This is a genomic window from Streptomyces sp. NPDC039430 (genome assembly GCF_055639435.1).
The window spans coordinates 883,109-903,315 of the sequence record NZ_JBVKAK010000001.1 but is presented as its reverse complement, the minus strand read 5'-3'; the positions used below and the strand labels follow the sequence as shown (position 1 = coordinate 903,315).

Annotated in this window: 16 protein-coding genes and 1 tRNA gene; 6 read left to right on the top strand and 11 right to left on the bottom strand. The window is 71.5% G+C overall.

Going from position 1 to position 20,207, the window contains the following annotated elements; all coding sequences use genetic code 11:
* Nucleotides 1-182: 182 nt before the first annotated feature.
* On the top strand, nucleotides 183-1,328 hold the full coding sequence (locus tag ACZ7LS_RS03825) for a LacI family DNA-binding transcriptional regulator (protein ID WP_385132604.1): 1,146 nt from the start codon (nucleotides 183-185) through the stop codon (nucleotides 1,326-1,328).
* A 107-nt stretch (nucleotides 1,329-1,435) separates the two neighbouring features.
* Here ACZ7LS_RS03825 and ACZ7LS_RS03820 read toward each other — a convergent pair.
* The 3 genes from ACZ7LS_RS03820 to ACZ7LS_RS03810 all read right to left on the bottom strand — a co-directional run bounded on the left by ACZ7LS_RS03820 (nucleotide 1,436) and on the right by ACZ7LS_RS03810 (nucleotide 3,473).
* Nucleotides 1,436-1,508, bottom strand: a tRNA-His gene (locus ACZ7LS_RS03820).
* A 131-nt stretch (nucleotides 1,509-1,639) separates the two neighbouring features.
* Nucleotides 1,640-2,242, bottom strand: a complete 603-nt coding sequence (gene orn, locus ACZ7LS_RS03815) for an oligoribonuclease (protein ID WP_385132607.1) — start codon at nucleotides 2,240-2,242, stop codon at nucleotides 1,640-1,642.
* Nucleotides 2,243-2,252: 10 nt separating this feature from the next.
* Nucleotides 2,253-3,473 carry a GlxA family transcriptional regulator gene (locus ACZ7LS_RS03810; RefSeq protein ID WP_382521417.1) on the bottom strand — a complete coding sequence of 407 codons (1,221 nt, stop codon included), beginning with the start codon at nucleotides 3,471-3,473 and terminating at the stop codon, nucleotides 2,253-2,255.
* A 1,135-nt stretch (nucleotides 3,474-4,608) separates the two neighbouring features.
* Between ACZ7LS_RS03810 and ACZ7LS_RS03805 the strand changes: the two genes are divergently transcribed.
* Both ACZ7LS_RS03805 and ACZ7LS_RS03800 read left to right on the top strand, forming a co-directional pair.
* Nucleotides 4,609-5,130 (top strand): universal stress protein, encoded by a 522-nt coding sequence (locus ACZ7LS_RS03805; protein ID WP_030354999.1) that lies wholly within the window; start codon nucleotides 4,609-4,611, stop codon nucleotides 5,128-5,130.
* A 241-nt stretch (nucleotides 5,131-5,371) separates the two neighbouring features.
* Nucleotides 5,372-5,950 (top strand): acetate uptake transporter, encoded by a 579-nt coding sequence (locus ACZ7LS_RS03800; protein WP_382881987.1) that lies wholly within the window; start codon nucleotides 5,372-5,374, stop codon nucleotides 5,948-5,950.
* 209 nt (nucleotides 5,951-6,159) lie between these two features.
* Here the strand turns inward: ACZ7LS_RS03800 and glmS are convergent, their stop codons facing one another.
* The 3 genes from glmS to ACZ7LS_RS03785 form a co-directional block, all read right to left on the bottom strand.
* Nucleotides 6,160-7,989, bottom strand: a complete 1,830-nt coding sequence (glmS, locus tag ACZ7LS_RS03795; protein WP_382521423.1) for a glutamine--fructose-6-phosphate transaminase (isomerizing) — start codon at nucleotides 7,987-7,989, stop codon at nucleotides 6,160-6,162.
* A 54-nt stretch (nucleotides 7,990-8,043) separates the two neighbouring features.
* Nucleotides 8,044-8,319 carry a hypothetical protein gene (locus ACZ7LS_RS03790; protein ID WP_356508494.1) on the bottom strand — a complete coding sequence of 92 codons (276 nt, stop codon included), beginning with the start codon at nucleotides 8,317-8,319 and terminating at the stop codon, nucleotides 8,044-8,046.
* A 189-nt stretch (nucleotides 8,320-8,508) separates the two neighbouring features.
* On the bottom strand, nucleotides 8,509-9,429 hold the full coding sequence (locus ACZ7LS_RS03785; RefSeq protein WP_382521425.1) for a DUF4429 domain-containing protein: 921 nt from the start codon (nucleotides 9,427-9,429) through the stop codon (nucleotides 8,509-8,511).
* Between the two features lie 129 nt (nucleotides 9,430-9,558).
* Here ACZ7LS_RS03785 and ACZ7LS_RS03780 point away from each other — a divergent pair, with 129 nt between their 5' ends.
* Nucleotides 9,559-11,241 (top strand): beta-N-acetylhexosaminidase, encoded by a 1,683-nt coding sequence (locus ACZ7LS_RS03780; protein WP_385136708.1) that lies wholly within the window; start codon nucleotides 9,559-9,561, stop codon nucleotides 11,239-11,241.
* A 109-nt stretch (nucleotides 11,242-11,350) separates the two neighbouring features.
* Here ACZ7LS_RS03780 and ACZ7LS_RS03775 read toward each other — a convergent pair whose 3' ends face one another.
* From ACZ7LS_RS03775 to ACZ7LS_RS03760, 4 genes are read right to left on the bottom strand one after another with little or no spacing between them, the layout of a single operon-like run.
* The gene (locus ACZ7LS_RS03775) at nucleotides 11,351-12,526 is read right to left on the bottom strand and encodes an acyl-CoA dehydrogenase family protein (protein ID WP_382521431.1); all 1,176 of its coding nucleotides are present in this window, start codon (nucleotides 12,524-12,526) and stop codon (nucleotides 11,351-11,353) included.
* Between the two features lie 6 nt (nucleotides 12,527-12,532).
* Nucleotides 12,533-13,480 carry a hydroxymethylglutaryl-CoA lyase gene (locus ACZ7LS_RS03770; protein WP_385136710.1) on the bottom strand — a complete coding sequence of 316 codons (948 nt, stop codon included), beginning with the start codon at nucleotides 13,478-13,480 and terminating at the stop codon, nucleotides 12,533-12,535.
* A complete protein-coding gene (locus ACZ7LS_RS03765; RefSeq protein ID WP_385136712.1) occupies nucleotides 13,477-15,450 on the bottom strand; it encodes an acetyl/propionyl/methylcrotonyl-CoA carboxylase subunit alpha in 1,974 nt (657 codons plus the stop codon). Before ACZ7LS_RS03765 ends, ACZ7LS_RS03770 begins: the two co-directional genes overlap by 4 nt.
* A gap of 8 nt (nucleotides 15,451-15,458) precedes the next feature.
* Complete coding sequence (locus tag ACZ7LS_RS03760) at nucleotides 15,459-17,090, bottom strand: carboxyl transferase domain-containing protein (protein WP_382521440.1); 1,632 nt, start codon at nucleotides 17,088-17,090, stop codon at nucleotides 15,459-15,461.
* Between the two features lie 155 nt (nucleotides 17,091-17,245).
* On the opposite strand from ACZ7LS_RS03760, the gene ACZ7LS_RS03755 reads away from it, so the two are divergent.
* Nucleotides 17,246-17,863 (top strand): SACE_7040 family transcriptional regulator, encoded by a 618-nt coding sequence (locus ACZ7LS_RS03755; RefSeq protein WP_382521443.1) that lies wholly within the window; start codon nucleotides 17,246-17,248, stop codon nucleotides 17,861-17,863.
* Between the two features lie 154 nt (nucleotides 17,864-18,017).
* The gene (locus ACZ7LS_RS03750; protein ID WP_382666230.1) at nucleotides 18,018-18,797 is read left to right on the top strand and encodes a phosphatase; all 780 of its coding nucleotides are present in this window, start codon (nucleotides 18,018-18,020) and stop codon (nucleotides 18,795-18,797) included.
* Between the two features lie 68 nt (nucleotides 18,798-18,865).
* Here the strand turns inward: ACZ7LS_RS03750 and ACZ7LS_RS03745 are convergent, their stop codons facing one another.
* Nucleotides 18,866-20,023 (bottom strand): acyl-CoA dehydrogenase family protein, encoded by a 1,158-nt coding sequence (locus tag ACZ7LS_RS03745; RefSeq protein WP_382521448.1) that lies wholly within the window; start codon nucleotides 20,021-20,023, stop codon nucleotides 18,866-18,868.
* Between the last annotated feature and the right edge of the window lie 184 nt (nucleotides 20,024-20,207).

Below are 20,207 nucleotides of genomic sequence, written 5' to 3'. Positions count from 1 at the left end.
CGACGTGCCGGCCTCCGCCCTGCGGCCGGTCCGTCCGGGCGTGGTCGGGCAGCGTGCGGGGCAGGTATGGGTCGGGTACGGTGGGAGCGCTCCCATATGTGATGTGTTGAAGCGTCGCGGGTCCCCGTAGGGGTGTCAAGGGACCGGGCTGGACTCGGGGCGGATTCATTGGGGAGGCGGAGATGACAGCTCGTACGGCCCGTGAGACGGCGGCCGCGCGCACATCCCGGAAGGAGGCCCGTACGGTCCGTACGGCCCGTGCGCGCGGCGCGAAGCCGCCCACGCTCGAAGAGGTGGCCGCGCGCGCCGGGGTCGGGCGGGGCACGGTCTCGCGGGTGATCAACGGCTCGCCGCGGGTCAGCGCGCCGACCAGGGCCGCGGTGGAGGCGGCGATCGCCGAGCTGGGGTACGTACCGAACCGCGCGGCCCGCGCGCTCGCCGCGAACCGCGCCGACGCGATCGCCCTGGTGGTGCCGGAGCCGGAGGCGCGGTTCTTCGCCGAGCCGTACTTCTCGGACATCGTCAGCGGGGTGGGCGAGGCGCTCTCCGAGACCGGGATGCAGCTGCTGCTCACCTTCGCGGGCGGCCCGCGCGAGCGCCGCAGGCTGGCGCAGTACCTGGCCGCGCACCGGGCCGACGGGGTGCTGCTGGTCTCGGTCCGCGCGGACGATCCGCTGCCGGACCTGCTGGCCGGCACCGGCGTTCCGACGGTCGTCAGCGGGCGCCGCTCGGCGGCCGAGCCGCTGCCCTCGGTCGACTCCGACAACGCCGGTGGCGCCCGTACGGCGGTGACGCATCTGCTCTCCCGGGGCCGCCGTACGATCGCGACGATCACCGGACGCCTGGAGGTCTACGGCGCGGCCTGCCGCCTGGACGGCTACCGCCGGGCCCTCGCCGAGGCCGGCCACGCGCCGGACGAGTCGCTGATCGCCGTGGCCGACTTCACGGAGGAGGGCGGCCGGCGGGCGATGCGCGAACTGCTGGCCCGCCGCCCGGCCCTGGACGCGGTCTTCGCGGCCTCCGACGTCATGGCGGCCGGTGCCCGCCAGACCCTCCGCGCGGCGGGCCGGCGCATACCGGAGGACGTGGCGCTGATCGGCTTCGACGACTCGGCGATAGCCCGCCACATGGACCCACCGCTGACGAGCGTCCGCCAGCCGATCGAGGAGATGGGCCGGGCGATGGCCCGGGTGGTCCTCGCGGAGATCGCGAGGCGCGCGCCGGGGGCGGCCGGGCCCGTGGAGGCGGGGCCCCTGGAGACGGAGCCCGGGGGAGGCCCGCGACAACTGGTGCTGCCGACGGAACTGGTGGTACGGGGCTCGTCCTGAGGGGCAGCCCCTGTCCGGTCAGGGAAGCTGGGCCGGAAGACGGGGCCGAAAGACGGGGCATGAAAAAGGCCCGGTCTGCTTTCGCAGATCGGGCCTTGATCGATCAGGGTGAGTAACGGGACTTGAACCCGCGACATCCTGGACCACAACCAGGTGCTCTACCAGCTGAGCTATACCCACCAAGGGCCGGTCTTCGTTCCCTACCGGCCGAGAAAAAGTGTACAGGGTCCGCGAGGGTGCTCGCGCCCGGATTCCGGGGCCGTGACCGGGGGGCGGTCAGGGGCCGGGGCGGGGTGCCGGCCCGGGGGTGGTCAGCCCCCGGGCAGCACGTGCTTCGCGGCGATCTGCTTGGCCGTGTCCGAGTCCGGGCCCGGCTGGGGTACGAAGACCGCCTCGCGGTAGTAGCGCAGCTCCGCGATGGACTCGCGGATGTCCGCCAGCGCGCGGTGGTTGCCGCTCTTCTCCGGGCTGTTGAAGTAGGCCCGCGGGTACCAGCGGCGGGCCAGCTCCTTGATCGAGGAGACATCGACGATGCGGTAGTGGAGGTAGCCCTCCAGCGTCGGCATGTCGCGGAGCAGGAAGCCCCGGTCGGTGCCGACGGTGTTTCCGCACAGCGGGGCCTTGCCCGGCTCCTTCACGTGCTCGCGTACGTACGCGAGGACCTGCTCCTCGGCGGCGGCGAGCGTGGTCCCGCCCGCCAGCTCGTCGAGGAGGCCCGAGGCGGTGTGCATCTGCCGCACCACCTCGGGCATGGTCTCCAGCGCCGAGTCCGGCGGGCGGATCACGATGTCCACCCCGTCGCCGAGCACGTTCAGCTCCGAGTCGGTGACCAGCGCGGCCACCTCGATGAGTGCGTCCTCCGTCAGCGAGAGCCCGGTCATCTCGCAGTCGATCCACACCATTCGATCGTTCATGCGCCTTACCCTACGGGGCGCTCCGCTGGCCGGGCAGACTCGGACGGCCCGGACCTGTCGCGTACATGTCGGGACCTGTTCTCCCGTGCTCCGTCACCGTCGCGGACGCGGACGCCTGGCCCGGCGTACTGGCGGCTGCCGCTGCCCGCCTGGAGTGCGGGGACGCCTGGGCGGGGACCATCGACTCCATGACCCCGTGGGGCATGGACTCGCCCTGCGGCCTGCGGGCCCGGTAGGCGGACCGGTAGGCCGCCGGGGAGGAGCCCAGCTGGCGCCGGAAGTGGCCGCGCAGTGCCACCGGTGAGCGGAAGCCGCAGCGGCCCGCGACCTCGTCGACCGAGTAGTCGGAGGTCTCCAGCAGCCGCTGTGCCTGGAGCACCCGCTGGGTGATCAGCCACTGCAGCGGCGCGCTTCCGGTGAGCGAGCGGAACCGCCGGTCGAACGTACGGCGGCTCATGTACGCGCGGGCCGCGAGCGTCTCCACGTCGAACTGCTCGTGCAGATGCTCCAGCGCCCAGGCCACGACCTCGGCGAGCGGGTCGGAGCCGATCTCCTCTGGTAAAGACCTGTCCAGATAGCGCTCCTGGCCGCCGCTGCGCCGTGGTGGTACGACCAGTCTGCGGGCGAGCGCGCCCGCGGCCTCCGCGCCATGATCCGTCCGGACTATGTGCAGACACAGGTCGATTCCGGCCGCTGTCCCCGCGGAGGTGAGCACATCGCCGTCATCGACGAACAGTTCTCTCGGATCCACATGGACGGACGGATAACGCTTGGCGAGCGTCGGTGCGTACATCCAGTGCGTGGTGGCCGGCCGGCCGTCCAGCAGACCGGCCGCGGCGAGCACGAACGCGCCGGTGCACAGACCGACGATCCGCGCGCCCTCTTCATGGGCACGGCGCAACGCGTCCAGTGCCTCCGGCGGTGGCGGTGATGTGATCGACCGCCAGGCCGGTACCACCACCGTGCCGGCCCTGCTGATCGCCTCCAGGCCGTACGGCGCGGTGAGTTCGAGGCCGCCGGTGGTCCGCAGCGGCCCGTCCTCCCCGCCGCAGACGAGCAGGCGATAGCGGGGAACCCCGGCGTCCTGGCGGTCGATTCCGAACACGGAGAGCGGGATGGAGCTCTCGAAGATGGGGCCACCGCTGAAGAGCAGCACAGCGACGACTTCCCGGCGACGTCTTCCGGAAAGTTTACGTGCTGACTCCGGTGCGGTAGTGGAGTCCTGGCTCATGGTGCTAAGCCCCCCTCGGTGTTCGCGTCTCCCCGTTCTTGTCGGGCCTTTCGCTCCTGCACGATTCCCCTCGGTTTTGCACGGGTCCCCAGCCTTCGATACTCATGATCGAATCTACTGTGTCCCGTGGTGCCGGCGTGACAAGTTCTCCAACCGGCGCTATGTCGACAAGGCAACTTGGCGCGAAGCATTCGATCACGAAGCGTTCCACTCGGAAGCCGAGAGTGGAAGTGCGCCTCGCGTGCATGGCCCATCCCCGTAGGGTGCTCAGGACCGCTGCGGTCCTTTCTTCCCTGGTGGCAAGGGGGTTGGCAGGCCATTTCGGCAAGGGTTCTACTCACGTGCGAAGTTGGCTGAAAAGCGATGGGTGCGTCGGTGTGATGCACTCAGTATCCCGGCGCACACCCTTCGCGTACGCGCGAGCCCCGGCGCGCCCCTTGGAGGCCTCGGGAGTGACGGCTTCCGGACGTTGCGTACGTAACGTACGTCCTGGCCTCCTCCGTGTGCCGCCGTGCGGCGTCGCGCCCGTACCGCCGCGGCGGCGGCCGGCGGACCGCGGTCGCCGCGACGGGACCGGGCGCCGCCGCCGCCGTACCGCCGCCGTACCGCCGGAGGCGGCGCCGTACGCCGCGCGGACCACCGGAACCGGCGCAGGGCTCGGCGCCGCCCGGCAGGCCCCGTCGTCCGCCGGTTCCGCGGCGGATCGTACGGCGGGCGCGGCGTCGGCCGGTGGCGGCCGGTGCGGCCCCGCGCTGTGCGCCCCATGATGCGCCCCGGAGCGCGCTCCGTGGCGTGCGGGCCTCGCGGTGGCGGCGGGGGCCCCAGCGGTGCGTGAGGCGGGCACGGGGGCTCCGTGGGCCCGGGGGCATGGCCGATGGCCAACGAGGAGCGGAGCCGTCCGGTTCGCTTCCGGGCCGCGCGAGGACCGCTGTAGAGACCATCCGGCATTGCCATCCGGGACGCCCTCGTGCATGCTCCCTGGAACGCCGCGTATGGGGCGCCGGGCACTGGGCAGGAGAGGAGTGCCGCCGTACCCTTCGGGGTATGGGGTTGGGAAGATGATTCCCGGACACAGCTCCCCCCGTCACGCCACTTGTTGATCCTTCTCAAGAGGACCTCTTTCGCCGAGACACTCATGGCCGGTCACGAAATCCCAGAACCCGCAGACCGCGAGCAGGTAGCCGACCCACTGTCGGACCTGCAAGCGGCGGAACAGACGCGCGCTTCCTGCGATCCCGCCTTCCGGCACGGAGTCGTCGTCGGCTTCGACGGCTCGATGTCGAGTGAACGGGCCCTCGCGTACGCCATCGGCATGGCCAGACGGCTGGGCTCGGGGCTGATCATCGTCCATGTCGCCAACCGGCTGCCCACCACGGTCTGGGCGGGCTGCGAGCCGCCCGTGTTCGTGGATGTGCCCGACCACCGCACCGAAGTGCTCGGTCTCGAACTGGCCTGTGCGGACTATCTCGCCGAGGTGCCGTGGATCCTGGTCGAGCGTGGCGGCGACATCTGCCATGAACTCGAAGAGGTCGGCCAGGAGTACTCCGCCGACGCGATCGTCGTCGGGTCCACGCACGGCATCGTGGGGCGGATCTTCGGCTCGGTGGCGGGGCGGCTGGCGCGGCGTGCGCAGCGGCCCGTCGTGGTGATCCCGTAACCCTTCGCGCCGCCGTTCGCCCGCTGTTCCCCCGCGCGACCGTCTCCACTCGCAAACTCTCCCGCGCGCGCAACCCGCCTTGTGTGTCAGTCGCGTTGACGTCAACGTCACGCTGACGCCGTGTCAACTCCCTTACGCGCGATGTGAATCTACTCACAGGTAGAGGTGGATCGCGTGCTTGTGAAGGGTACATATCGGCCGCTGGGACACAGCACCACGCACATCGTGAAGGGAGCCCGCCGTGGACAACGCCGTCTCTGCGGGAAGCGCTGCTTCGACCTGGGTTCTGGGCCATCTCGCCCTGGGCCTCACCCTGCTCGCCTTTGGAATCGGCCACACCGGCGTCATCGACGGAGTGACGGCGGTCGCCGCCGTCACGCTCGCGCTCTACGTCGGCGGCATCGCCCTTTTCCTCGCCGGACTGCTCGAATTCCGGGCGGGCGACTCATTCACCGGTACGGCCTTCGCGGGCCTCGGCGCGTTCTGGTTCACCTGGGGCATGGGAGTCGGCCATCAGGTGTCCGCGGACGCGGCGGGCCTCTTCCTCGTCCTCTGGGCGCTTCTGGCGTTCAGCCTCGCCGTCGGAGGCGCGGGCGCGGGGCCGCTGGTGCAGACCGCGTACGGACTGTTCTGCGTCGGGCTGCTGCTGCTCGCCGCGGGCCAGTTCGCCGGCAGTGCGGGCCTCGTCAAGGTCGGCGGCTGGTTCGCCGTCGTGGCGGGCCTCGCCTCCTGGTACGCGGCGACGGCCGCGCTCGCCAAGTGGCCGACCGCCCTGCCGCGCCGTCGTGCTGCCGGCCGAGGAGTGACGGCCACCGGCTGAGGCAGCCGCGGGCCGGCGCCAAAGGGCAAGGGCCTGTCCGGCTGATCCGCGAAGGTCCGCCGACAGGCCCTGGCACCGGCCCCTTCGGGGAGCGTCCCCGGCGCGATGGGTGGCACGCGCCGGGGGCGCTCTCGCCAGTACGGCCCGTACGGGCGCCCTGTGTCGTACGGGCCGTACTGGCGAGAGCGCCCCCGAGAGGGGGCGAGCCGCTACTCGACCGTCACCGACTTCGCGAGGTTACGGGGCTTGTCGATGTCCCGGCCCAGCGCCAGAGCCGTGTGGTACGCGAGCAGTTGGAGCGGGATGCCCAGCAGGATCGGGTCCAGTTCCGTCTCGTTCTTCGGTACGACGATGGTGTGGTCGGCCTTCTCCTGCGGCTGGTGCGCCACCGCCAGGATCGGGCCGCTGCGGGCCTTGATCTCCTCCAGCGCCGCCCGGTTCTTCTCCAGCAGATCGTCGTCGGGGACGATCGCGACCGTCGGCAGCGCGGGCTCGATGAGGGCGAGCGGGCCGTGCTTCAGCTCCGAGGCCGGGTACGCCTCGGCGTGGATGTAGGAGATCTCCTTCAGCTTCAGCGAGGCCTCCAGCGCCACCGGATAGCCCCGCACCCTGCCGATGAACATCATTGAACTGACCTGCGCGTACTGCGCCGCCAGCTTGGCGATGTCGTCCTCCGTCGCCAGGATCTCGGCGATCTGGGCGGGCAGCCTGCGCAGCCCGTCGATGATCCGCTTGCCGTCCGCGACCGACAGATCCCGGATCCTGCCCAGATGCAGCGCGAGCAGCGCGAACGACACCACGGTGTTGGTGAAGCACTTGGTGGAGACGACACAGACCTCGGGGCCCGCGTGCACATACACCCCGCCGTCGGTCTCCCGGGCGATCGCCGAGCCCACGACATTCACGACGCCCAGGACGCGCGCGCCCTTGCGCTTCAGCTCCTGGACCGCGGCCAGCACGTCGTATGTCTCGCCCGACTGGGACACCGCGACATAGAGGGTGTCGGGGTCCACGACCGGATTGCGGTAGCGGAACTCGGAGGCGGGCTCGGCGTCCGCCGGGATCCGGGCCAGCTCCTCGATCAGCTGTGCGCCGATGAGGCCGGCGTGGTACGAGGTGCCACAGCCGAGGATCTTGATCCGGCGCACCCCGCGCGCCTCCCGGGCGTCCAGATTGAGACCGCCCAGATGCACGGTCGAGAACCGGTCGTCGATCCGGCCGCGCAGCACCCGGTCCACGGAGTCGACCTGCTCCGAGATCTCCTTGTGCATGTAGGTGTCGTGGCCGCCCATGTCGTACGACTCGGCCTCCCACTCCACGGTGGTCGGCGTCGCCGAGGTGCGCGAGCCCTCGGTGGTGTACGTACGGAAGTCGTCGGCCTTGAGGGTGGCCATCTCGCCGTCGTCCAGCGTCACGACCTGGCGGGTGTGGGAGACCAGCGCGGCCACGTCGGAGGCGACGAACATCTCCTTCTCGCCGATGCCCAGGACGACCGGCGAGCCGTTGCGGGCGACGACGATACGGTCCGGGAAATCGGCGTGCAGGACGGCGATCCCGTACGTGCCCTCGATCAGCTGGAGCGCCTGGCGGACCTTCTCCTCCAGGGTCGGCGCCTGGGAGCGGGCGACGAGATGGGTCACCACCTCGGTGTCCGTCTCGGACTGGAACGCGACACCGTCGGCCTCCAGCTTGCGCCGCAGCTCCGAGGCGTTGTCGATGATGCCGTTGTGGACGAGGGCGACCTTGCCCTCGGGATCCATGTGCGGGTGCGCGTTCTCGTCGCTCGGCGCGCCGTGGGTGGCCCAGCGGGTGTGCGCGATACCGGTGGTGCCGGAGAAGCGCTTGGGTACGCGGGCCTCCAGCTCGCGGACCCGGCCCTTGGCCTTGACCATCTTCAGCGCGGCCGGCTTGCCCGCGGCCGGCTTGCCGGTGATGACCAGCCCGGCCGAGTCGTACCCCCGGTACTCCAGCCGCTGCAGGCCCTCCAGCAGCAGTGGTGCCACATCACGCTTTCCGATGTATCCGACGATTCCGCACATACGGTCCCTGTCCCTCCTGAGTCACGCTGTCCTGAGTCACGCTGCTTCGCACGGTCAGCCGTAGACGATGCGGCGCAGCTGCCGCAGCGAGAGCGCCGGGGGCGCCACCGCGCGGTGCGGCAGCTCGGCCGCGATCCGCTCGAAGATCTCCGCGTTCGTGGACCCACCGGACTGCATCTCCCGGTGGCGGCGGCGGACGAACTCCTCGGTCGTCTCGTCGAAGTACGCCAGCACGTCGAGCACCACCCGGGCGGCCTCACCGCGCTGGAGCGCGGTGCTGCGGACCAGATGGTCGATGAGGTCGTCGTACGACGAGCGGCGTTCGAGCACCTGTTGATATTGCGGGTGATCAAGGGGGTTTGCAAGAATCCTGCCCGGAATCGGGCAGGATGCTGTGGAAACAGGGGCCGAAAGAGGGAAAGCGGAGATGCGGAGTGGAGGCCTGGGGTGGAGATCCCGGTGGAGATCCGAGGTGGAGATCCGGGGTGGGGGTGCGGAACGGAGGACCGCGACCCCGAATCAGAGCCGCTTGAGGACGGCCTGCTTCGCCGTGCTGAACTCCTCGGCGGTGAGGATCCCCGCCTGGTGCAGTTCGCCCAGCTCCCGCAGCCGGCGCAGCAGGGCGTCATGGTCGTCGCCGCTCGCCGCCGCCGGTCCCGCGGGGTCCGCCGTGTCCGTGGCGCGCGTCGCGGCCTTGGTGAGGTCCGGGTCCTGGGCGGCGGTGAGCGCGTCGGCCGTGGCGCGGGGATGGGGCAGCCGGGCCACCACCGCCGCACCGACCAGAGCCATCAGCGGGTCCTTCCTGAACCCGTACAGCTCCACCGCCTGCGGGTCGTACTTCGGCGGGGTGGACACGGGCGCCCTGCTGGTGAGGAAGCGCAGATAGCCGTTCTCCAGACCGGCGCTCGGCAGCCATTCCACCGCCTCCACCTCGCTCAGCGCGAGGGTGCGGGGGCCGCCGGAGGACTTGGACTCCTCCGTCTTCCAGTTCCACTCCAGCCGGATCCGCTCCCCGTCGAAGGTGACGCTCGCGTCGCCCGCGCTCACGGTGATCGGCAGAGCCGGTCCCGGCAGCAGATAGCGGTCGACGGGACCGGGCCCCACCTGGTCGAGCAGCAGCGCGTTCCGTACCTCGTCCACGAAGTACTCGGCGACCCCCACGCGGTCCTTGTCGACGGTCAGCAGATAGGGGTCGGAGCTGTCGCCCAGCCGGCCGCCGGTGATCTGGAGCAGCGGGTCCGCGCCCTCCCGCAGGCGCAGCCGCAGCCGCCCCGACCTGCGCCCGGCCTCGAAGGAGACACCCGCCAACGCGCCCAGCGGCAGGGCGATTTCACCGAGAGCCCTGCGGAGCGGGCTCACGCCCTTGTCCGTGCCGGGCACGATACGGACCGTGTCCCCGTCGAAGGTCCATGTGCCGTCCTTCTGGATGATTTCCGCCATGCGGGGATTCTTCCATCAGGCGGGCGGAAATTGGTCTACACCTTGACCGCCGGTGGGACGTGCGGGTCCCATGGTGAGTGCTCGGCACCGCAGGTGAGTACCCCGTCGCCCCGTCGAAGGGACAATCTTGTGAGACAGCACAGCACGTTCCCCCGTCTGTTCGGTTCGCTGCTGCTCGTCGTGGCGGCCGGTATCTCCAGCATCGGAGCCGCGCCGGAGCGTGGCGCTCCGGCGCCCGCCCAAGCGCCCGCCGCGCGTCCGCTCGATCAGATCGTGCCCGCTCCCGCCCAGGTCAGGGCCGGTGGGGCGGTGTACACCCTCACCGCGCGCAGCCGGATCCAGGTGGCGGGCCGGTCGGACGAGGACGCCCGCGAGGCCCGCCGTATCGGCTCGTACCTGGCCGGGCTGCTGCGGCCCTCGACCGGTTACGCGCTGCCGGTCACCGACCGCCGCGACGGCGACGGCGGCATCCGGCTGCGGCTCGTCGGCTCCGACGGCCGGGACCGTGAGAAGGCGGGACTGTCGCCACACGCCCCAGGGCTGGGCGAGGAGGGCTACCGCCTGGAGTCCGGCCGCGGCGGCGTCACCATCACCGCCCAGGAGCCCGCCGGGCTCTTCCACGGCGTCCAGACCCTGCGCCAGCTGCTGCCCGCCTCCGTGGAGAAGCGGACCACCCAGCCCGGTCCCTGGACGGTCGCGGGCGGCACCATCACCGACACCCCGCGCTACGCCTACCGGGGCGCGATGCTCGATGTCTCACGGCATTTTCTGACGCCTGATCAGGTCAAGCTCTATATCGATCAGTTGGCCCTCTACAAGATCAACAAACTGCATCTGCACCTTTCCGACGACCAGGGCTGGCGGATCGCCATCGACTCCTGGCCGCGCCTGGCCACGTACGGTGGCTCCACCCAGGTCGGCGGCGGCCCCGGCGGCTACTACACCAAGGCCCAGTACCGGGGGCTGGTGAGCTACGCGGCCTCCCGGCACCTGGAGGTGATCCCGGAGATCGACATGCCGGGCCACACCAACGCCGCCCTCGCCTCGTACGCCGAGCTGAACTGCGACGGTGTCGCGCCCCCGCTCTACACCGGCACGGCGGTCGGCTTCAGCTCGCTGTGCGCCCCCAAGGAGGTGACGTACGACTTCGTGGACGACGTGGTCCGCGAGCTGGCCGCCCTCACCCCCGGGAAGTATCTCCACATCGGCGGCGACGAGGCCCACTCCACCAGCCACGCCGACTATGTGACCTTCATGGAGCGGACGCAGGCCGTCGTCCGGAAGTACGGGAAGACCGTCGTCGGCTGGCACCAGCTGACCGGCGCCACGCCGGTGAAGGGGGCCGTCGCCCAGTACTGGGGGTACGACGCCACGAGCGCCGCCGAGCGCGCGCAGGTCGCGGCGGCGACGAAGAAGGGCACCCGGCTGATCCTCTCCCCGGCGGACCGGGCGTACCTCGACATGAAGTACGACAGGAGCACCGTGCTGGGCCAGTCCTGGGCCGGTTACACGGAGGTGGACCGCTCGTACGACTGGGACCCGGCCACCTATCTCGCCGGCGCGGGTGTGTCCGAGGACGCGGTGCTCGGTGTCGAGGCGCCGCTCTGGACCGAGACCCTCGCGACCAACGACCAGCTGGAGTCCATGGCTTTCCCGCGGCTGCCCGGTATCGCCGAGCTGGGCTGGTCGCCGGCCGCCACGCACGACTGGGACACGTACAAGGCGCGGCTGGCGGCGCAGGGGCCGCGCATGACGGCGCTCGGGATCGACTACTACCGCTCGCCGCTGGTGAACTGGCCGGCCGGGCAATAGGCCCGGACGGGCGGAGCTTGGCCCGGACCGGCGGAGCCTGGCCCGGACCGGGAGAGCCGGAGAGGGCCGGGCGCCGGGGGATCCGCACACCCCCGGCGCCCGGGGCGCCTCAGCCCGTGGGACTCAGATCCGCCAGGCCCAGCTCCCGCGCGATCAGCATCCGCTGGACCTCGCTCGTCCCCTCGCCGATCTCCAGGATCTTGGAATCCCGCCACATCCGGGCGACCGGATACTCGTTCATGAAGCCGTATCCGCCGTGGATCTGGGTGGCCTCACGGGCGTTGTCGACCGCGACCGTCGACGAGTACAGCTTCGCCAGCGCGGCCTCCTTCTTGAACGGCTCGCCGTGCGTCAGCCGGGAGGCCGCGTCCCGCCAGCCGATCCGCGCCATGTGCGCGCGCATCTCCATGTCGGCGATCTTGAACTGGATGGCCTGGTTGGCGCCGATCGGCCGGCCGAACGCGTGCCGTTCGCGCGCGTACGCGACCGACTCGTCCACACACCCCTGGGCGAGCCCGGTCGCCAGCGCGGAGATCGCGATCCTGCCCTCGTCGAGGATGCGCAGGAACTGCGCGTATCCACGGCCCTCCTCGCCGAGCAGATTGGCCAGCGGGACGCGGACGTCCGCGAAGGACAGCTCGCGGGTGTCCGACGCGTTCCAGCCGACCTTCGAGTACGGGGCCGCGACCGTGAAGCCGGGGGTGCCCGACGGCACGATGATCGAGGAGATCTCCGGACGTCCGTCCTCCTTGCGGCCGGTGACGGCGGTGACCGTGACCAGACCCGTGATGTCCGTACCGGAGTTGGTGATGAAGCACTTGCTGCCGTTGATCACCCATGAGTCGCCGTCGCGCACGGCGGTCGTGCGCGTGCCGCCCGCGTCCGAACCGCAGTCCGGTTCCGTCAGGCCGAACGCGCCGAGCAGCTCGCCCGAACAGAGCCGGGGCAGCCACTCACGCTTCTGCTCCTCCGTACCGAAACGGTGGACGGGCATGGCGCCGAGCGAGACCCCGGCCTCCAGGGTGATCGCCACCGAGGAGTCGACGCGGGCCAGCTCCTCCAGGGCGATCCCGAGCGCGAGATAGTCGCCCCCCATGCCGCCGTACTCCTCCGGGAACGGCAGTCCGAACAGCCCCATCCGCCCCATCTCACGGACGATCTCGTAGGGGAACTCGTGCCGCTCGTAGAAGTCGCCGATCTTGGGCGCGACGACCTCGCGGGCGAACTCCTCGACAGTGCGGCGCAGTTCTTCGTGCTCGGCGGAGAGCCGGTGGTCCAGGGACATCGATGGTCACTCCTTGTGGGAGAGGGCGCGGACGGTACGGGAAGGGCTGGGGCGGCCCAGCCGTTCGGCCAGCCAGTCGCTGGTGGCGACGAGCCGGCCGAGATCGACGCCGGTTTCGATACCGAGGCCGTCGAGCATCCACACGAGGTCTTCGGTGGCGAGATTGCCGGTCGCGCTCTTCGCGTACGGGCAGCCGCCGAGGCCGCCCGCAGAGGCGTCCACGGTGGTCACTCCGTGCTGGAGCGCGGCGAGGGTGTTGGCGAGCGCCTGGCCGTACGTGTCGTGGAAGTGCACCGCGAGGGCGTCGGTCGGCACGCCCTCCTCGTTCAGCTCGGCCAGGAGCGTCTGCACATGGCCCGGGGTGGCGACGCCGATGGTGTCGCCGAGGCTCAGCTCGTCGCATCCCATGTCCCTGAGGGCCTTGGCGACCCTGACGACCTGATGGACCGGGACGGGCCCCTCCCAGGGGTCGCCGAAGCACATCGAGAGATAGCCGCGGACCGTCATGCGGTCCTCCCTGGCCCTCGCGACGACCGGCTCGAACATGGCGAGCGACTCGTCGACCGTCCGGTTGAGGTTGGCCTTGGCGAAGGATTCCGTGGCGCTGCCGAACACGGCGATACGGCGGGCGCCCAGCGCCATGGCGCGGTCCAGCCCGCGCCCGTTCGGCACGAGCACGGGAAGCTCGATATCGGGGGCCCCGCCGAGGTCGGCGAGCATCGGGAACAGCAGCTCGGCGTCGGCCAGCTGGGGCACCCACTCGGGGCGGACGAAGCTGGTCGCCTCGATGGTGGTCAGTCCGGCGTGGGCGAGGCGGTGGATGAACTCCGCCTTGACCTCGGTCGGTACGACGGTCTTCTCGTTCTGGAGCCCGTCGCGCGCGCCCACCTCATGGATACGGACCCGGGGCGGCAGGCCCTGCGCGGGCACCGCCATGGGCAGTCCTTCGGTCATGACTCCTCCTCGGCGGGGCCGGCCGGCGCGACGACGGCCAGCACCTGATCCATGGCGACGGTGGAGCCGGGGGTGACGTCCAGTTCGGTGACCGTGCCGTCGTGCGGCGCGGAGATGACGTGCTCCATCTTCATCGCCTCGACGACCAGCAGACTCTGTCCGGCCGTCACCTCGTCCCCGACGGCCACCTTCACGACGGTGACCGTCCCGGGCATCGGCGCCGTCAGCGCGTCCACACCGCCCGCCCCGGCGGCCCCGCGCAGGGCGGCCTCCACGGGGTCGAAGTCCTGGACGTGCCAGCTGTCCCCGTCCCTGCCGAGCCAGTCGCCCGCGCGGTGGAAGGTGTGGGTCACCCCGTCCACGGTGACCGTGACCCGGCCGGGCTCCACCCGGGACCGGTCCGCGGGCGGCGCCTCGCGTGTCACGGGGTCATGTCCCGGCACTCGCAGGGGATGGCCGACCGGGTGGGGCACGCCGCCCAGGCGCCAGCCGTCCGGTACGGAGAAGGGGTCCACCCATCCCGCCGTCGCGGGCGGCAGCAGCCCCGCCTGACGGACCGCCGCCGCGGCCGCGTACACCTCGGGCGGGACCGCCTCCGCCAGCAGCCCCGCCGCCTCGCGCTCGACCAGACCCGTGTCCAGCTCGCCCGCGACCACCGAGGGGTGGGCCAGCAGCCTGCGGAGGAACCCGGCGTTCGTCGGGACCCCGAGCGTGACCGTCTCCGCGAGCGCCGCGCGGAGTCTGCGCAGGGCCGTGGCGCGGTCGGGGCCGTACGCGATGACCTTGGAAAGCATCGGGTCGTACGCGCTGCCGACGTCCGCGCCCTCGGAGAGGCCCGAGTCGGTCCGTACGCCGTCGCCCTCCGGCTCGCGCAGGGCGAGGACCGTACCGCCGGAGGGCAGGAACCCGCGGGCGGGATCCTCGGCGCAGACGCGCGCCTCCACCGCGTGACCCTCGAACGCGATGTCGCCCTGGCCGAAGGGCAGTTCCTCGGCGGAGGCGATCCGCAGCTGCCACTCCACCAGATCCAGGCCGCGCCGTCCCCCGACCGACACCGCCAGCTCGGTCACCGGATGCTCGACCTGGAGGCGGGTGTTCATCTCCATGAAGAAGTACGACGACGGGTCGCCGCCGGGGACGATGAACTCGACCGTCCCCGCGCCCTCGTAGCCGCACGAGCGCGCCGCCCGGACCGCCGCCTCGCCCATCGCCGCGCGCGTCGCCCCGTCCAGCAGGACGGACGGCGCCTCCTCGACGACCTTCTGGTGGCGGCGCTGGAGCGAGCACTCGCGCTCGCCCAGATGCAGCACGTTCCCCCGGCCGTCCGCCAGGACCTGGATCTCGATATGGCGCGGGCGGTCCACCCACCGCTCCACCAGGAGCGTGTCGTCCCCGAAGGAGGAGCGCGCCTCGCGCCGGGCCGCCGCGATCTCCTCGGCGAGCGCCGCCTCGGCCCGCACCAGCCGCATGCCCTTGCCGCCGCCGCCCGCCGAGGGCTTCAGCAGCACCGGCATCCCGATCCCGCGCGCCGCCTCGGCCAGCTGGTCATCGCTCAGTCCGCCGCCGGAGGAGCCCGGCACCACCGGGACCCCGGCGGCCCGTACGGTCTCCTTGGCGCGGATCTTGTCGCCCATCAGCGCGATGGCGGGCGCGGGCGGGCCGACGAAGACCAGCCCCGCGTCCGCGCAGGCGCGCGCGAAGCCGGCGTTCTCGGCGAGGAAGCCGTAGCCGGGGTGGACCGCCTGCGCGCCGGTACGGGCCGCCGCCTCCAGCAGCCGGTCGACGCGGAGATAGCTCTCGGCCGCGGCGGCGGGCCCGATCCGTACCGCGGTGTCGGCCTCCCGTACATGCCGGGCGTCCGCGTCCGCGTCGCTGAACACCGCGACCGAGCGCACGCCCAGGGCCCGCAGGGTGCGGATCACGCGGACCGCGATCTCGCCGCGGTTGGCGATCAGAACCGTGTCGAACATTCCCACCCTCACATCCGGAAGACGCCGAAGCCGGGCGCCTCGCTGTCCCTCAGGGGCAGCGGGGCGTTGGCACACGCGGTCAGGGCCAGACCCACCACTTGGCGGGTGTCCAGCGGGTCGATGACGCCGTCGTCCCAGAGGCGCGCGGTCGCGTAGTAGGCGTTGCCCTGGGTCTCGTACTGCGCGCGGATCGGGTCCTTGAAGGACTCCTCGTCCCCGGCCGGCCACTCCTCGCCGCGCGCCTCGATCTGGTCGCGCTTGACGGTGGCCAGCACCGAGGCGGCCTGCTCGCCGCCCATCACCGAGATCTTCGCGTTGGGCCACATCCACAGGAAGCGGGGGGAGTAGGCCCGGCCGCACATCGAGTAGTTGCCCGCGCCGTACGAACCGCCGACCACGACCGTCAGCTTCGGCACCCGCGCGCAGGCGACGGCCGTCACCATCTTCGCGCCGTGCTTGGCGATCCCGCCCGCCTCGTAGTCCCGGCCGACCATGAAGCCCGAGATGTTCTGGAGGAAGAGCAGCGGGATGCCGCGCTGGTCGCACAGCTCGATGAAATGCGCGCCCTTCTGGGCGGACTCGGAGAACAGGATGCCGTTGTTGGCGACGACGCCCACCGGATGGCCGTGGATCCGCGCGAAGCCGGTGACCAGCGTCGTCCCGAACTCGGACTTGAACTCGGCGAACCGCGAGCCGTCGACCAGCCGCGCGATCACCTCGCGGACGTCATAGGGCGTACGGGAATCCACCGGCACCGCGCCGTACAGCCCGGCGGGGTCCACCTTCGGCTCCTCCACCGGCTCGACGGACCAGGGGAGCGGGCCGCGCGCGGGGAGCGTGGAGACGATCGTCCGGACGACGCGCAGCGCGTGCGCGTCGTCCTCGGCGAGATGGTCGGTGACCCCCGAGACCCGGGAGTGGACCTCGCCGCCGCCCAGCTCCTCGGCCGTGACGACCTCGCCGGTCGCCGCCTTCACCAGCGGCGGGCCGCCCAGGAAGATCGTGCCCTGCCCGCGGACGATCACGGCCTCGTCGCTCATCGCCGGGACGTACGCCCCGCCCGCCGTGCAGGAGCCGAGCACCGCGGCGATCTGCGGGATGCCGGCGCCGGACATCCGGGCCTGGTTGTAGAAGATCCGGCCGAAGTGGTCGCGGTCCGGGAAGACCTCGTCCTGCATCGGCAGGAAGGCGCCGCCGGAGTCGACCAGATACACACAGGGGAGGCGGTTCTCCAGAGCCACCTCCTGGGCGCGAAGGTGTTTCTTCACCGTCATCGGGTAGTACGTACCGCCCTTGACCGTGGCGTCATTGGCGACGATCACCACCTCGCGCCCGCTGACGCGGCCGATCCCGGCGATCACCCCGGCGGCCGGGGCCGCCCCGCCGTACATCCCCTCGGCCGCGAGCGGCGCCAGCTCCAGGAAGGGCGAGCCGGGGTCGAGGAGGGTGTCCACCCGGTCGCGCGGGAGCAGCTTCCCGCGCGCGGTGTGCCGGGCGCGGGCCTTCTCGCCGCCGCCGAGGCGCGCGGCGACGAGCCGGGAGCGCAGCCCGTCGGCCAGCTCCTGATGGGCCGCTTCGTTGGCCCGCCATGCCTCGGACGCCGGATCGGCGGCGCTCGCCAGCACTGGTGCCTGCCGCATCGCTCGTAGCCCCCCTCGCTGGGTTCAGTGGTGTGGTGGTGGTGCGTGCGTCGGTGCGTGTATCCGGTGTGTGTACCGGTGCGGAGTGTTAGTGAGCGTTAACGTGACGTCTCCAGGTTAACGACCGCTAACGGCCCTGTCTAGAATGATTTCCCATGAGCACCAGGACCGCGGCCCCGACCCGCCGCGAGCAGATCCTCAGCGAGGCCGCGCGCCTCTTCGCCGAGCGCGGCTTCCACGGCGTCGGTGTCGACGAGATAGGGGCGGCCGTCGGCATCAGCGGGCCCGGTCTGTACCGCCATTTCGCGGGCAAGGACGCGATGCTCGCCGAGCTGCTCGTCGGCATCAGCGGACGGCTGCTGGACGGCGGGAAGCTGCGCGTACGGGGCGCGGGCGCGGCCGGCGACCCGGCCGCCGTGCTGGCCTCGCTGATCGACGGGCATATCGACTTCGCCCTGGACGACCGCCCGCTCATCACCCTCCACGACCGCGAGCTGGACCGTCTGAGGGACAGCGACCGCAAGCTGGTGCGCCAGCTCCAGCGGCAGTACGTGGAGCTGTGGGTCACGGTCGTACGGGAGCTGTACCCGGCCGTCCCCGAATCCCAGGCGCGCGGCGCGGTCCACGCGGTCTTCGGCCTGCTGAACTCGACACCGCACCTCGGCTCGCCCGGCGGCGGCCTCCCGGGCCGCGCCGCGACGGAATCCCTGCTGCGCCGCCTGGCGCACGGCGCGTTCGCGGCGCTGGGCGCCACGGGCGAGCCCGCGCGGTAGGAGGCGGTCCGGGGGACGCCGCCGGTCGTGGGCGCGAGCGCGCGCCGCGACGACGGGCGGGTACCGGAGTCCGGGCTGGTCGAAGACCGGCCGAAGACAGTCCGGGAACGGGGACACCCGGCGCGGCGCGGGGGTCGGACGGCACAATGGACGCATGCCGATACCGAGCCGTGCCGCCCTTGTCGACCATCTCGTCCGAACGCGTATCGCCGGGGATGTCGCCACACCCCGCGACAACAACCTCTCCCACTACCGCAAGCTGGCCAATGGCGACCGCCACTACTGGCTGGGCCTGGAGCTGGGGGACCGCTGGACCGACGAGCAGGACGTGCTCGCCGTGATGGCCGAGCGGTGCGGGGTCAGCGACGACCCCGGGCACCGGGCCGGCCAGGACACCATCGATCCCGAGCTGACCGTGGACGGCCTGGAGCGGCTGGCCGCCCGGCTGCGCAAGGCAGTCGCGGGCAAGCAGCGCGTGCTGTTCGCGACCGGCCACCCGGGCGGGCTGCTGGACGTGCACCGGCAGACCGCGGACGCCCTGCGCGCCGCGGGCTGCGAGATCGTACGGATCCCGGGCGGGCTCACCGCCGACGAGGGCATGGTCTTCCAGTTCGCGGACATCGCGATGCTGGAGCGCGGCGCGACCCTCTGGCACACGCACTCCCCGGAGCCGATGCGGGCGATCCTGGACGGTCTGGAGCGCGAGGGCAGACCACAGCCCGATCTGGTGGTCGCGGACCACGGCTGGGCGGGATGCGCGGGACAGCGTGGCCTGGACTCGGTCGGATACGCGGACTGCAACGACCCGGCGCTCTTCATCGCCGAGGCGGAAGGCACGCTGGAGGTGACCGTTCCGCTCGACGACCATGTCACGGACCCGCGCTTCTACGACCCGATGACCGCCTACCTGCTGAACGAGGCGGGCCTGCTCTGACCGTACGGCCGAACCGGCCCGCCCCCTCTCTTGCAGCCTTACAGCTCCATCGACTTGCTCTTGCAGCCCTACAGCCCCATCGACTTGGCGATGATCATCTTCATGACCTCGCTGGTGCCGCCGTAGATCCGGTTGACGCGGTTGTCCGCGTACAGCCGGGCGATCGGGTACTCGTTCATATAGCCGTAGCCGCCGTGCAGCTGGAGGCACTTGTCGATGACGCGGTGCGCGACCTCGGTGGTGAAGAGCTTCGCGGACGCGGCCTCGGCCGCGGACAGCTCGCCCAGGTCATGGGCCTCCAGCGCGCGGTCGACCACAGCCTCCGCCGCGTCCACCTCGGCCTTGCACGCGGCCAGTTCGAACTTCGTGTTCTGGAACGACGCGACGCTCTTGCCGAAGACCGTCCGCTCCTGGACGTACGCCTGCGCGAACCGGACCGCCGCGGCGGCCTGCGCGTACGCGCCGACGGCGATGCCCAGCCGCTCCTGCGGCAGATTCTGGCCGAGGTAGGAGAAGCCCTTGTTCTCCTCGCCGAGCAGGTCCTCGACCGGGACCTTGACATCGGTGAAGGACAGCTCGGCGGTGTCGGAGATCCGCAGCCCCAGCTTGTCGAGCTTGCGGCCGACCGCGTACCCCTCGGACTTCGTGTCCACGACCAGCAGCGAGATGCCATGGCGGCGGTCCTCGGCGGTCGGGGCGGCGGTACGGGCGCAGACGATCACGCGGTCCGCGTGCACGCCGCCGGTGATGAACGTCTTCGAGCCGTTCAGGACGTAGTGCGTGCCGTCCTCGGAGAGCCTGGCGGTGGTCTTCATGCCGGCCAGGTCGGAGCCCGTGCCCGGCTCGGTCATGGCGATGGCGTACATCGCCCGGCCGCTGACGAAGTCCGGCAGCCAGCGCTTCTTCTGCTCGTCGGTGGCGTACGCCTTCAAGTAGGGCAGGCAGAGCGCCACATGGACCCCGGAGCCGCCGAAGGAGACACCCGCGCGTGCGCACTCCTCGGTGATGACCGCCTGGAACTTGAACGATTCCTCGCCCGCGCCGCCGTACTCCTCGGGCACCTCGATGCCGAAGACGCCCAGCTCGCCGAGTTGGTGGTAGAAGTCGCGGGGCGCCTGCCCCGCCGCGTACCACTCGTCGTGGACGGGGACGACCTCGGCCTCGATGAAGGCGCGGATGGTCTCCCGGAACGCCTCGTGGTCCTCGTTGTAGACGGTACGACGCACTGGAGTGCCTCCCCCTCGTGGCTAAGCGCTTGCTCATCCAAGTTACCCGGCGGTTCGTTCCGGTGTCCAGGCCCCGGGAACGGTCGGCTCATCGGCCGGCCGGGCAGCGCCTGCGGGCACGTCCGACGGACACGGCCTATGGACGCGGCCTGCGGACACGGCCTCTGGAGCCGCCCGCCTGACC

What these genes read in the sequence shown, in the direction of transcription:
- glmS (WP_382521423.1), bottom strand. Translation starts at nt 7,989, where the DNA reads ATGTGCGGAATCGTCGGATACATCGGAAAGCGTGATGTGGCACCACTG.
- ACZ7LS_RS03755 (WP_382521443.1), top strand. Translation starts at nt 17,246, where the DNA reads ATGAGCACCAGGACCGCGGCCCCGACCCGCCGCGAGCAGATCCTCAGC.
- ACZ7LS_RS03765 (WP_385136712.1), bottom strand. Translation starts at nt 15,450, where the DNA reads ATGTTCGACACGGTTCTGATCGCCAACCGCGGCGAGATCGCGGTCCGC.
- ACZ7LS_RS03785 (WP_382521425.1), bottom strand. Translation starts at nt 9,429, where the DNA reads ATGGCGGAAATCATCCAGAAGGACGGCACATGGACCTTCGACGGGGAC.
- ACZ7LS_RS03805 (WP_030354999.1), top strand. Translation starts at nt 4,609, where the DNA reads ATGGCCGGTCACGAAATCCCAGAACCCGCAGACCGCGAGCAGGTAGCC.
- ACZ7LS_RS03760 (WP_382521440.1), bottom strand. Translation starts at nt 17,090, where the DNA reads ATGCGGCAGGCACCAGTGCTGGCGAGCGCCGCCGATCCGGCGTCCGAG.
- ACZ7LS_RS03810 (WP_382521417.1), bottom strand. Translation starts at nt 3,473, where the DNA reads ATGAGCCAGGACTCCACTACCGCACCGGAGTCAGCACGTAAACTTTCC.
- orn (WP_385132607.1), bottom strand. Translation starts at nt 2,242, where the DNA reads ATGAACGATCGAATGGTGTGGATCGACTGCGAGATGACCGGGCTCTCG.
- ACZ7LS_RS03750 (WP_382666230.1), top strand. Translation starts at nt 18,018, where the DNA reads ATGCCGATACCGAGCCGTGCCGCCCTTGTCGACCATCTCGTCCGAACG.
- ACZ7LS_RS03825 (WP_385132604.1), top strand. Translation starts at nt 183, where the DNA reads ATGACAGCTCGTACGGCCCGTGAGACGGCGGCCGCGCGCACATCCCGG.
- ACZ7LS_RS03775 (WP_382521431.1), bottom strand. Translation starts at nt 12,526, where the DNA reads ATGTCCCTGGACCACCGGCTCTCCGCCGAGCACGAAGAACTGCGCCGC.
- ACZ7LS_RS03770 (WP_385136710.1), bottom strand. Translation starts at nt 13,480, where the DNA reads ATGACCGAAGGACTGCCCATGGCGGTGCCCGCGCAGGGCCTGCCGCCC.